We start from the raw sequence: 12,541 nt of genomic DNA on the forward strand, positions 1-12,541 counted from the left end.
TATGTTATTAATGAGGTCATAAGCAGCCAAACATTTACCAACAACAACAAATTCAGGGTAAACACTAAAAACAAGCATGTGGTACTTTTTGGTTCAAACGCTATACCCAATGTCCAGATTTAGTTGAAGCATTATCCGTTTTGAGCTAGCGAATACTTACCATGGTAATTTATATATCCTCTTTTTATGAACAAAGAAGATATTATTAGCGTGAATTGAAAAATCACAAAGTAAAGCAGCACTGTTTGCGGCCACTCCCTTAAGGTAAAAACCACAGCATTGATAACACTTTCTGTAGGCAAAAACGAAAATGTCGAAGTGATTGAGAGGAGGCCACATAAACTAAATTTAAAGCTAGATGCAGTACCCTTGCCTAACACCAAAACAAAAGCATCAACAAGATAATAGACAGGAATGATTGAAATGCCCAAGACTAGTAAGTACCACCATCCGAATGTAGCCATTCCTGTTCCACAGAAATGACCTGTACGAAACCAACCCATCGCATAAGGATCACCTGTTGTAATATAGTATAGGTAATCACCTATTGAAGAAGATACTATCTCCTCCTTTTTCACATCAATATTTAAAAGTTTCAATACAGGGCTAGGAAAAGAACTATAGAACCTGTTAACAGAAAATTCAAACATTTTAGGGTTACCCGCTCCCATTCCTCTTGCCTGGATAAGGCTTAAATCATTAAACTTGAGGTTACAAAAGCGTGCGAGAAATATATTATCAAGGTAGTTTTCATCCCAATCTGGATTTGTTACCTTAGCTAACTTTTTGTATTCGGCAATCGCTCTTGAATCTTCGTAAACTTCCAAGGTTTTGGAAATAAGTGCAACCCTAGAGACATCTTCTCTAGCACCTCTAACCATTACCATAGCAACGCCAATATCCTGAATTGGTCCAGTAAAGAGCCATAAAGCAGCCCCGAACCCAACAATTATTTTGAGATTGATCTTGGGCATTTGAAATCGCTTCAGCAAATAACCCAAGATAAAGGAGTACCCCAAAGCTGTAAAACTGTACATAAACGCTCCACGGCTATTTGCACCAATACTTACAACAAAAATTAGCATTCCATAAAAAAGCAGTTGAAATTTCAACCTTTTGGAAACGATCTGAACCTTACCAAACAACAAGGAGAATGGTATAAAGAATGGCGCATAGGCGAATGGTATAAAACTTCTAATGATATTGTTTCCTGTTTCCTTTTCATCATATGAAGTAGAGGTGAAGAAATGGATAAAAAACATCGAAAAAAGACCCAAAAAACCCATGAACCATATCTGGAAGTTATTTGGTGCAACAAAAAACTTAAGTCGTTGTAACACTTGCTGTGCCGCTGTTAAACTCCGGTTGCTGGAACTTGCCTTTCTTCGATATAAAAGATGAGCAATCAATAAAATAATCAAGGAAAATAAAGCATGCAAAAAGACCTCATTTGGCAATTCAAGGTTATGAATCAAACTTTTCCCTTCAATTGACATAAAAACTACTGGAAAGTAAATTTGAGTAAGAGCATAACCCAAAATTAAAAAAGTTGAAAAAGGATGCCGCGCAAACGAATTCGTAAGAAAGAGTGCTTTTACAACGAGCGCCCACCCTACTACCACACATGATAACGCAAAAATGTTTTTCATGTCGGTATGAACTAACACTTGATAACCAACCGCAATCAGCATAATCAACCAAGAAAAATCAATCATTCTACCATAGGTTTTCTTTGCATCCGCCTTATTTGAATAATTGGTTAACTGACTGTTCTGTACTTGCTTGTTCACCTTCATAATAAGGTTTATTGTTGTCCTGCAGTTACTATACTAGAATGAGAAAGGCACATCATGAATAGATTCCTATAACTCTTAATGTGCTTGACTCATCTTCAATACTGCAGCATGAACTTTGCTTTTAAGGATTTCTTCTTGATGCTGCTCCATTTTTCGATGCAGGTATTTGGCCGAGAGCATCAAACCAAACTTTCCGCCAGCAGAAATAATAAATACACACCATTTCAAAATCCTTGACAGCATAAACTCTGAGTCCTGATGTGCTTGTAAGAAAAGATAGTATGCTGGCCGACCTTTCAAGAGGTATTTTAGCCCAATTTGTCTGTAGTATGAATCATAACTGAGTGTCGCATGCAATTTTAAAAAGAATAATAATGAAGGATATTTTTCTTTTAATTTCAAGTAAAGCCAAAGGATGATTTTTTCTTTTTCGGCAATCTCCTCACCTTTTACATTCAAATAAACAGATGCAGTGTTCGCATGTCTGCGTATATGGGTTAGAACATTCTTAAGTACTCCCATGCCAAAATTTTCCGATGCCCTAGCCCAAAATTCATAATCAAGGGCACTTCTAAAATCGGTGGCAAAAAAGCCACAACTATCCAGTATACTGGTCCGTAAAGAAACATTAGACAGATTTCCTGGAATATTTCCAAACAAGAAAAAATGTTCACAACTTGAACCGACTGGATAAAAATCCAGCAAGCATTTCCGTTCAAACCTCATAAGGGAACTATGTGCTCCTTCATTTAGTGCAAATGCAAAACCTAAGTCACTTGGAGCTGACTGCCAATAAGCCAAAATAGTCGAAAGGCTGGCTTCATTTATAAAGTAATCATCAGCGCAAAGTATCTGACAAATAGGCGCTTTTGCCCTTTTAAAAAGAAAGTTCAGATTTCCGGAAATACCTAAATTACTTTCATGATTGAAGATGCTTACCCGGCAATCACTTAAGGATGCCAGGTACTCTCTTGTTCCGTCAGTTGAACCATTGTCGCCAATTAAAACCTCCCACTGAGCAGAGGTTTGACGAAATACGGACTCCAAGCATTCTTTGATAAAAGGCAGTCCATTGCGAACGGGAATAATAATTGATATTTCAGGGCAGGAATAAGATTGCATCATGCTGATGATGAATTAGGGTATTATCTAAAAGTTTTCACTATATGGCATTTGAACCAACCTGAAAAGCCTGCAACAAACGCTTGGCAGAATAAACCCGGCCGATTCTCCCACCCAATGAAATAAAGAAAATGGCCCATTTAAAATTTTTACGAATACACTCGCTATGTGCAGCGTGTTTGTTCACCTCCTTTAAATATTCCTTATTTCCTTTTAGTAAAAATTTTACAGCTAAGTACCTATCCAGGGCATCATACTGAAGCGTTCCATGAAATTTCAGTCTTCGCATCAGATGCGGGTGTGACGCTATAAGGCCACGGTACATCTTATTGGCAATCTTAATTTTTTGTTCCACCAGTTCACCTTTTAAGTTCAGGTAATTGGAAGCCTGATTTTTATGAACTCTTACTTGAACGATCACTTCACTCTGTACACCCACATCGTATTTTTTGGAGGCACGGTGCCAAAATTCGAAATCTCCTGCAAACGGAAGCGATTGATCAAACATGCCGACACTGCTTACTACCCTGGTGCGTAAGGATACATTTGAAAGATTGCCCGGAAAGTTTCCAAAAACATAAAACCATAGATCAGCATGACCCGCCTTTATAGTTTTAGGCAGTACCTTCTTTTCATATTTGACTAGCCGGTTTGAATCACTTTCATTCTGATGATTGAACCGCACAAAACCCAAAGCAGAATCGGCTTTTTCCCAAAAATTCAGCAGTATGTTCAAAGAGCGGGCAGATACAAAGAAATCATCCTGGCAGAGAATCTGGGAAACTGGAGCTTGTGCTTTTGAAAATAAAAAATTAAGGTTATTGAAAATACCCAGGTTCTGTTCCTGCTCAAAAACTCAAATTCTAGGATCATTTATTGATCTCAGGTATGCCCTTGACCCATCGGTTGACCCATCATCACTTATCAATAATTCCCAGGTACTTATCTCCTGTTTCAGAATAGATTCTATACAGTCCTCCAAATAAGGCATTCCATTGTATACAATGGTTATAATTGAAATAGTTGGAAACATATTAATTTATCGTCCACGCAACAATTCAAAATATTTGCGGCCCCTATTCTTAATAATAGCGCCCATTTCAATTGGGGCTACTTTTAAGTATCTGATAGCATTCATTAACAAAATGACTAAAGAAGCAAACAAAATCATCAACTTAAAACCTGGAGCTACATGCATTATAAAAAACGCAACAGCAGTTATGAATACAGAAAACGAAGCCATTTTAGCTAAGCTCCTTGGCCACTTAACACTATTGCCTTCAAGCCATATTTGTGCATAATGATTATAGAAAATAGCAACGAAGATCTCAACCATTAATAAAGCAGCACTTGCTCCTTTGATTCCAACTGGAGGGACAAAAAGAAGGAGTAAAATTATTAGGAGCACAGAAGATGACGTTGTTATAACAAATTGTGGCTTTAAGAGATTATTACCTACAACAATTGATATGGATGGTTGTGCGTATGCGTATACAAGTACAGTCATTGACAATAAGCCAAAAACAGTAGGATCAAAAGCAATTTTCCCTATTGTCCATATGGTAAACAATGGCGCTACATATGCCTGAAGCAAAAGCGCACCTGGCGCAAGCACTAACATTAACATCAACCATACCACACTAAATGTTAACGCAACTTTTTTCTGATCCCTGGCTAATAAAAACTTCATCAACTCCGGCATCATTGGATTAGTGATGGTTCCCAAGCCTTGGAGCATGGTATTAGCCCCAGTGCGCATGGTTGCAAAGTCAACCAAGGCTTTTGATCCCACCATCGGCGCTAATATTAATCGTACCCCCTGCTGTCTAAGCAACTCCATTACTGCCTTGTATGATAAAACAGAAGATTTATAAAGATTTATCCAACCAATACCTGTACTAGGCCTAACGAAGGGTAACGCTATTTTCCTTAACTGTTTTTTGATATCCCAAAACATCATTAAGTAATAGAAAAGGGTAGCTCCAGCCAGAGCAGCGCCAGCCTCCAGAAGGCCTGCACCTTGAATAACTGCTAACAAAGGGGCAACTGATGTGAGAATAGTAAATGCAATCCCCCACCACCCCATCCTCGGCAAATAGCCAAAAGAGTAAAGTGCCCGCACCAGTAAACCACCTGGACTTCCTGTAACACACCAGGTAATACCTTGAATTAATAACACGCTTCCAGCATCTTCAATCAGGCCCCTATCAACATCCTTAAAAATATCCGAAATGAAGTTTGCTTCAATCAGCACATATATAAGCAGGAGCTGAAGTAAGCCCAAAAGAATACTGATCAGTAATCCAGAGCTTAGAAACTGTGCAAACTGTACTTTATCAGTACCAGCCAATTTATAAAATTCATACTCCAAAAAATTATGGTGCCCCATATCTAGTATCTGCAACAAGGTTAATAGGGAGGTGATACCAATCCAAACGCCATAAATTTCAGCACTCCAGTATGATAGATAAAAGGGTACTAATACCAATTGGGTCATGAAGGTTAATATGATTTTCAACCACGATGTTGCGCTACCTTCTAGTATCCTTTTCCTTGTAGACATATGCTAAACCACCTTTTCACAATCCTTTTGAACTTAAAGGGATATTCACAATTTCTCGCTGCTTCAAACCTCTAAATCCCGTTTAATAACGCAGCTATCATGATCCCGCACCGAATTGTTCCTTTAATACCGGCCGGTAATTATAACAACCATAACCTTTAACCTATCTATACAACAAATGGTTTTGGGAAGTTTGTGCCTCTTTTCCAGACAAAATTTTCAGATCATTTTCCATCATTTCCTTTACCAAAGCAGCCAAACTGTATTTTGGCTTCCAACCAAGCTGCTGCATTGCCTTTGAAGCATCGCCAATCAGCAGGTCTACTTCGGTATGGCGGAAATAAGCAGGGTCGATAGCCAGTACCATTTTTCCGGGTTCCAAATGGAAGTCGGGGTGGTTACAGGAAACGACATATCCTTTCTCATCAACCCCTTTACCCTGAAAGGCGAGCTCAATACCTACTTCTTCAAAGGCCATCCGGATAAAATCACGAACCCTGGTTGTGATGCCGGTAGCGATTACAAAGTCTTCAGGAGTATCCTGCTGGAGCATCCGCCACATGGCTTCCACGTAATCTTTGGCATGGCCCCAGTCGCGTTGCGCATCGATATTACCCATGTACAGGCAATCCTGCAACCCGAGAGCGATGGCGGCAATGCCACGGGTAATCTTGCGGGTAACAAAGGTTTCACCCCGCAGCGGGCTCTCGTGGTTAAAGAGAATACCATTACAGGCATACATGCCATATGCCTCGCGGTAGTTCACTGTAATCCAGTAAGCATAAAGCTTGGCTACGGCATAAGGGCTGCGCGGGTAGAAAGGCGTGGTTTCGCGTTGCGGCACTTCCTGCACCAATCCATACAGTTCGGAAGTGGAGGCCTGGTACAACCGGGTCTTCTTTTCCATTCCCAGTATGCGAATGGCTTCCAGCAGGCGCAGGGTACCAATGCCATCTGCATTGGCGGTGTACTCGGGGGTATCAAAAGAAACTTTCACATGGCTCATAGCAGCCAGGTTGTAAATTTCATCGGGTTGTGTTTCCTGTATGATCTTTACCAGGTTCATGCTGTCGGTCATATCGCCGTAATGGAGCGTAAAGCGTACATCCGCTTCGTGCCGATCCTGGTACAAGTGATCGATCCGACTGGTATTAATCAGTGAAGCACGGCGCTTGATGCCATGCACCCTATATCCCTTCTCTAGAAGCAATTCGGCCAGGTAGGCCCCGTCTTGTCCTGTAATTCCGGTGATTAATGCTGTTTTCATGTAAAGCTGAATTCGGTTAGGGGGGAAATACCAAAGGAATACTGTGGCACTGTGAAGCAATATGTTTTTTACTTGTTTGCGCTGTTACAAATTTCCATTGCAGGCAATCTGCAGATGGTATTTACATTGCTGTTAGCAGTTCAGTTTATTACTGGCAAGTGCCATATACTTATACAAACCGATTAGAGGATCAGGCAGAGATTTTATTTGCCAGCCCACTTTGCGATGGCGGTTGTATTACCACAAGGTTGGTACGGGCCACTTCTGCTACCAGTGCATAACCCAGTGAAGGGATAGACACTTTTACAGTATTCGCCGACACCTGAACCACCTTGCCTTCCATGTTGGCCAATGGACCATCTGCAATACGCACCAAATCACTGGTGCGTAAGGAAACTTTCTCGAGCTGCACATTGCGGTGCTTGGTTAAGAAATCCCTGATGGCGTCTATTTCCGATTGCTTAACTACTGCGGCTTTTCCCAGCCAGCTAATAAAACTGAGCACCCCAGGCACTTCCCGGATATAAGAGTGCTGCTTTAGCGAGGTTTGCACAAAAACGTAAGAAGGAAAGAGCGGTTCATCTACCCACTTCTTTCGATCGTGCCATTGTTTATGCACTTTGTTCAACGGGCAGTAGTTTGTTATTTCCATGCGTGCCAATTGCCCGGCCACTTTCTTTTCCCATTTGGGTCTGGTGTACAGCACATACCAGTTGGTTTCAGCAGTCATGGTATTCTCTGTTTGTTAGCTTTTGCAAGCAGGCAGGGCTTCGCCTATCCCGGTAACATCCTGTTCCCGGGTCAGTTGGTTTTGCCTGACTTGATTTGATTGAAACTTCTGTGTAACTGATAGATTGCGGCGGGTCCTTAGCCTACGAGCTTTTTACGCTTGGGCTGCTTGTCGCCTTCTTCGTTGTAGGCATAGCCATTACCATATGCATGGCCATAACCATATCCATAATTACCGTAACCACGGTTCTTAACACCATTGAAGATGATGGCCATATTATTCAACCCGTTCATCCTGATCTGTTCATCTAATTTTCTGACAAACATCCGGGGTGTATATCCATGCCGTACCATGTATAGGGTAGCATCGCACATGGGTGAAAGGATATAGGCATCGGTTACTGGGCTAATGGGTGCTGTATCTACCAGGATATAATCAAAATGCTGCTCCAGGTAGGCAAACAATTCACCCAACTGCCCATTTCCTATCAACTCCGATGGATTTGGAGGAATGGGTCCGCTAGGTACCACAAAAAGATTGGTATTGATAGCAGTAGGCTTTATGATCTCTTCTGCATCTTTTTCACTGATCAGGAAATTAGTAACCCCTGTTAAGCGGGCAACCCCCAGAAGGCTGGCTAGGCGTGGCTTACGCAGATCCAGTTCCAGCATTACCACCTTCTTACCCATCAGCGCAAGGCTGATACCCAGGTTGGCAGTGACAAAGCTTTTGCCTTCCCCTGATATGGAAGAAGTAATCAGTATTTTCTTTTTACGTGAGTTGATACCCAGGTATCCCAGTGAAGTGCGTAGGTGCCTGAACTGCTCGGCCTGAATGGTTCGTTTTCCTTCGCCTACCACTAAAGGGTTCTTGTCCGAGCTATAGGCCACCTCACCCAGGATCGGGACAGCAGAAAGCTGTTCAATCTCGGTGCGAAACATAATGTTCCGGTTAAGTACTTCCTTGATGGTAACAAAGCCAATACCGGCACCTATTGCAGCCACAATGGCCATCAGGTAAACCATCTTGGGAACAGGGCTTACAGGTTTGGGAAAAGACTGGGCAACATCTACCAGCCGGCTATCGGAAACTGTGGAAGCAAAAGATAGCGCTGTTTCCTCACGCTTTTGCAGAAGGAAGGTGTAGATGTTATTCTTAATGGCCTGCTGCCTGCTGATGCTCAAAAGCTCACGCTCCTTCTCGGGAAGGCTATAAAGAATGGAGTTGAACTTATTGCTGGCAGCATATACATCACTCCTACCAGCCTCCAGGTTGTTACGCTGGCTGCGTACGTTTTCCAGGATACCGGGACGTATTTTATCAATCTGCTCGGCCAGCGACACCATCATAGGATGGTTTTCCGCCGTGGTCTTGCGAAGCCTTTCATACTGCATCTCGGCCTCGTACAACCGCTGGAGCAATTGAGTGAGTACAGGGTCGGTAACACCAAGGGTAGCTGGCACAATGCCTTCCTTATTGTTCTTCGACAACACATAACGCTCTACCTGGTCGAGTACAGAAAGTTGCATGGTTACCTCTGTAAGGCGCTGATCGTTAGCACCCACGTTATCCAGGAACATTTTACCCTGGCTGCTGATGTCCACGATCTTGTTTTGGGTGCGGAAGCGCTCCAGTTGCTGTTCTACAGAGTCCAACTCCTTAACTACATAATGCAGGCGTTCCTGTACAAATTTCAGGGTATTGGCTGCCAGTACATTTTTATCGTTGATAGCAGCCCTTTCGTAAGCGGCAATCAGTTCGTTGAGCATGTCCTCCCCTCTTACCGGCTCTTCATCCTGAATTTCCAGGTTCAGCACCGAAGACTGTTTGCTGGTAGCATTTACCGACAGGTTGTTCAACATATTGCCTGCGGCAGTGCGCAGGTCCACCAGGGAGAAGTACAAAGGCTTTTGCACACCGGACGCACCAGCGTAGTACTTGTTGCGGCGGAACTGCAAGACGCCATAAGGCGTTTGGTGCCAGGTGTTCAGGCTATACTTTTTTCCATCAATAGCCACTGAAGCAGAGCTGGAATCAAAGGTGAAATAGACCTTGTCCCACTCTTTTAGGTGCTCCGGATCTTTATGTTCGATGGTGATGGGAGCGGTAGTGTAGGCCGACCGGTCGTTGAACTTGCCTTCAACAGTTGTAGGTGCGTACAGTTTCAGGTTACGGGCCACCTCCTTTGCAAGGGTGCGCGAACGGATTACTTCTATCTCATTCTCTACAATCTTGCTGGCACCAAACAAGTTCATGGATTGCAGTATCTCCGACTGGTCCCAAATACCCTTATTCTCATCCTTGATGAGCACGGTGGCAGAAGCCAGGTAAGCCGGGTTCTTATACCGCAAATAAGTCCATGCAGCAGCCGTACTCATCAGGAGTAATACAAGGAATAATGGCCAGTAAGGAAGGTACTTGGCAAGCATATCCTGCAGCAGGTTATCGTCCCGGTCTTGTATGCCGGAGTACTGTTTTGGTTCCTGGGTTTGCATAAAGGGTAAAGGCTGGTATTTTAATTAATTAATCGGTCGAGTACGATTACTGCTACGGAAAGACCACTTAATATTAGGGGCAAAATTTGCCGGCCCTGGCTGGTGCTGGAAACTTTTGCATTGTTGGGTTCCGCGTAAATAATATCGTTTGATTTCAACTGGTAATAAGGAGCGGTGAGCACATCGCTCTTATTGAGGTTGATACGTCTGATGATCTTTTTCCCTGCTTCTTCCCTGATCAACAAAATATTATCCCGTTTAGCATAAATGGTGAGGTCGCCTGCAAGGCCTAAGGCCTCCATGATATTGATCTTTTCGTTGGGCACAGTTATAGATGCCGGACGGCCTACTTCACCCAAAACGGTAACATGAAAGTTCAACTGGCGAACAGTGATTACCGGATCGGATAATAGTTTGCGATCGGTTAGCTGTTGTACCAGCTGGCGGGTAAATTCTTTTTTAGTAATACCGGCAGCTTTGATTTGCCCCAGTACCGGAAACTGAATGTAACCATCCTGGTCAACCAGGTAACCTGCAGCCTGCCCAAGCATATTGGAAGTACCGGTGGTAATAGCGCCAGGCATATTGGGTAAGTTGAAGATAATGCTTGCCTCGGGGTTAAGGCTGCTTACAGAAATACTAAGAATGTCGTTCTTGGAAATTACAGGATCCAGGTTGGCCTCTTGCTCCATCAGATCGGCATCGGTCAGACCGTTGAAATAAACAGCTTTCTTAGCGTTCACGCATGAAAATAGTAGGGGTAGGATCAATAAACAGATCGAATAAAACTTTCTCATCCTTTGGTTTTGGCGTTGGTGTGGTGGCTGCAGTTAGTTGATCAAGGAGGATATAAGAAATTAGCTGTGCAAACAGTTAAAGGGTGTGAGTTAGTAGTTGGTTTTGGTTAAGTCACTTTACAGCGGTTGCGCCTCACAGTAACAATTGGTTCGTAAAAGTTCTGTTCGCATATCAATAACTACTTAAAAGTAGATGAGTACAAGTACTTAATACTGTTCAGTTTTGTTCAGAAAAATTCGACTAATCAAAAGCATTAATACGTTTCACTAAAGTTGCGGCTCCAGTTGCGCTAACTTTTTGAACCCTGTTTCCTTAACTAAAAAGTCAAGTTGCTCGCAGGGCAGCTTTGTTCGGTTTACCTTGGCCGATAGATACAGGTAAAATATAGTGAGGTACTGTTTGGATAAAAAATAAAACGCACCGGGATCTATTCGTTCAAATAGTTCTTTTGCCTTTTTAATATCTCCTGACTGGGCAAGTGCATAGGCCTGGTAAAGAAATAAAGCATGGAACAGCGAATGATTATGGATGGCAGTTTCCTGTGATTTCAGTTGGGCCACACCATTGCTTGCATAAAAAAAAGCTTCATCAAAATTGCCTGTAAGCATGAGTGCTTCGGCGATGATCAGCTGAAAACAGGGGTAATGCCGGTAATGGTCTTGGGTAGGTATTAGGTTTTTAAATGCTACAGAAGCTTCTTTGATAATAAGGGAAGGATCGGCATCAACGGAATGGGCATACAATAGCCGGGTTGCAAAATGACGCCCCTTAACAAAGGAATGTAGCCCGGGATGTAAAGGATACTGAAGCACCTCCTGGTAATGCTTTTCCAGTGCTGCTTCATGATGCAACAGCCAGGACCTGAGGGCAAGTAATGAGTGTCCGAAAATCTGGGCCTCAGCGGTTCTTTTCTCATGAAGAAAATAGCGAAGGCCGTCGCCATAGTAGCTGGCAAGGCGGTCAATATTAACAGCCTCCTCGAAGTAATAATCCTGCCCGCTCTTGGTTCGTGCCAGCTCCTTTTGCAGGGGATAAATAATCTGAGGCTCGTATTTGTAGTAGCGAATAACAGTTTGGATCAACTTCATGGCCGTAGCATCATTCTTCTGCTCAATTTCCAAAGCCTTGAATAAGTAGATCAGGTATTTGAGCAGGCTTTTACTGGCTTCCGGCTCCTGTGCTTTTGCACTCGACTTGTATTGCACAAATTCATCAAACGAAGAAAATCCGGTGTACCGCGCAAGAATATTAACCGTTGTGATCGAAGGCGGGTAAGTGGATTTAACCAATCCAAAACAACGGCGCAAAGTATTACTATTAAGCTTGAAACCTGTCTTGTTCAGGATTTCTTCACTCAACTGAATACAATCTGAAGCAATAAGGATTTTGCGTGTGAAGGTTTGCTCCACCTCTGACAATAGCAGGGCTAGATTATTTTCCTTCATCTTTCAAATTCTTCTTTTATGTTTTGCCCCTTCCTAATTTCCAGCTTACAGTTTCGCTTCTACTGGCAAAAAATAGTTATGAATAAGCAGGTTGCCACCAAGATAAAAGCCCTGATGATAGCATATTATGCTACCAACTTCTCCAATCCGGTGCAGCCAAATTTATATTAGTCCGTACAGCAATGAAGTAGTATTAATCATACAAAATTTAACAAGCAACTGCAAGAGAATACATTAATGCTTTTTATCAATCACAATCAAAGCAATTGCTTCGCAGAGTTCTTCAAATACTATACAGTTTATAACAGTGCAGCAAGTAAACGGG

Annotated in this window: 10 protein-coding genes; all 10 read right to left on the minus strand. The window is 42.5% G+C overall.

Features of this window, described 5'->3' with window-relative positions:
- Positions 1–131 precede the first annotated feature (131 nt).
- The 10 genes from BUE76_RS19385 to BUE76_RS19430 all read right to left on the minus strand — a co-directional run bounded on the left by BUE76_RS19385 (position 132) and on the right by BUE76_RS19430 (position 12,216).
- The gene (locus tag BUE76_RS19385; protein ID WP_073044740.1) at positions 132–1,796 is read right to left on the minus strand and encodes a hypothetical protein; all 1,665 of its coding nucleotides are present in this window, start codon (positions 1,794–1,796) and stop codon (positions 132–134) included.
- Between the two features lie 75 nt (positions 1,797–1,871).
- Complete coding sequence (locus BUE76_RS19390) at positions 1,872–2,921, minus strand: glycosyltransferase family 2 protein (RefSeq protein ID WP_073044738.1); 1,050 nt, start codon at positions 2,919–2,921, stop codon at positions 1,872–1,874.
- Positions 2,922–2,958: 37 nt separating this feature from the next.
- The gene (locus tag BUE76_RS19395; protein ID WP_143157349.1) at positions 2,959–3,654 is read right to left on the minus strand and encodes a glycosyltransferase family protein; all 696 of its coding nucleotides are present in this window, start codon (positions 3,652–3,654) and stop codon (positions 2,959–2,961) included.
- Positions 3,655–3,774: 120 nt separating this feature from the next.
- A complete protein-coding gene (locus BUE76_RS25485) occupies positions 3,775–3,951 on the minus strand; it encodes a glycosyltransferase family 2 protein (RefSeq protein WP_083596579.1) in 177 nt (58 codons plus the stop codon).
- Positions 3,952–3,957: 6 nt separating this feature from the next.
- Positions 3,958–5,415 carry a polysaccharide biosynthesis protein gene (locus BUE76_RS19405; RefSeq protein WP_143157348.1) on the minus strand — a complete coding sequence of 486 codons (1,458 nt, stop codon included), beginning with the start codon at positions 5,413–5,415 and terminating at the stop codon, positions 3,958–3,960.
- Positions 5,416–5,644: 229 nt separating this feature from the next.
- Positions 5,645–6,748 carry a GDP-mannose 4,6-dehydratase gene (gene gmd, locus BUE76_RS19410; RefSeq protein WP_073044733.1) on the minus strand — a complete coding sequence of 368 codons (1,104 nt, stop codon included), beginning with the start codon at positions 6,746–6,748 and terminating at the stop codon, positions 5,645–5,647.
- 190 nt (positions 6,749–6,938) lie between these two features.
- Entirely contained in the window at positions 6,939–7,478 is a 540-nt protein-coding gene (nusG, locus tag BUE76_RS19415) for a transcription termination/antitermination protein NusG (RefSeq protein ID WP_073044731.1), read from the minus strand.
- A gap of 137 nt (positions 7,479–7,615) precedes the next feature.
- Positions 7,616–9,973, minus strand: a complete 2,358-nt coding sequence (locus BUE76_RS19420; protein ID WP_073044729.1) for a GumC family protein — start codon at positions 9,971–9,973, stop codon at positions 7,616–7,618.
- 20 nt (positions 9,974–9,993) lie between these two features.
- A complete protein-coding gene (locus tag BUE76_RS19425) occupies positions 9,994–10,716 on the minus strand; it encodes a polysaccharide biosynthesis/export family protein (RefSeq protein ID WP_245798379.1) in 723 nt (240 codons plus the stop codon).
- A gap of 321 nt (positions 10,717–11,037) precedes the next feature.
- Positions 11,038–12,216 carry a hypothetical protein gene (locus tag BUE76_RS19430; RefSeq protein WP_073044725.1) on the minus strand — a complete coding sequence of 393 codons (1,179 nt, stop codon included), beginning with the start codon at positions 12,214–12,216 and terminating at the stop codon, positions 11,038–11,040.
- Between the last annotated feature and the right edge of the window lie 325 nt (positions 12,217–12,541).

The sequence above is a fragment of the Cnuella takakiae genome (assembly GCF_001953305.1).
Classification (GTDB): Bacteria; Bacteroidota; Bacteroidia; order Chitinophagales; family Chitinophagaceae; genus Flavisolibacter; species Flavisolibacter takakiae.

Bases quoted from the DNA above. Each gene is read 5' to 3' on its own strand.
- BUE76_RS19385 (WP_073044740.1), bottom strand. From the start codon at position 1,796: ATGAAGGTGAACAAGCAAGTACAGAACAGTCAGTTAACCAATTATTCA.
- BUE76_RS19390 (WP_073044738.1), bottom strand. From the start codon at position 2,921: ATGATGCAATCTTATTCCTGCCCTGAAATATCAATTATTATTCCCGTT.
- BUE76_RS25485 (WP_083596579.1), bottom strand. From the start codon at position 3,951: ATGTTTCCAACTATTTCAATTATAACCATTGTATACAATGGAATGCCT.
- BUE76_RS19405 (WP_143157348.1), bottom strand. From the start codon at position 5,415: ATGACCCAATTGGTATTAGTACCCTTTTATCTATCATACTGGAGTGCT.
- gmd (WP_073044733.1), bottom strand. From the start codon at position 6,748: ATGAAAACAGCATTAATCACCGGAATTACAGGACAAGACGGGGCCTAC.
- nusG (WP_073044731.1), bottom strand. From the start codon at position 7,478: ATGACTGCTGAAACCAACTGGTATGTGCTGTACACCAGACCCAAATGG.
- BUE76_RS19420 (WP_073044729.1), bottom strand. From the start codon at position 9,973: ATGCAAACCCAGGAACCAAAACAGTACTCCGGCATACAAGACCGGGAC.
- BUE76_RS19430 (WP_073044725.1), bottom strand. From the start codon at position 12,216: ATGAAGGAAAATAATCTAGCCCTGCTATTGTCAGAGGTGGAGCAAACC.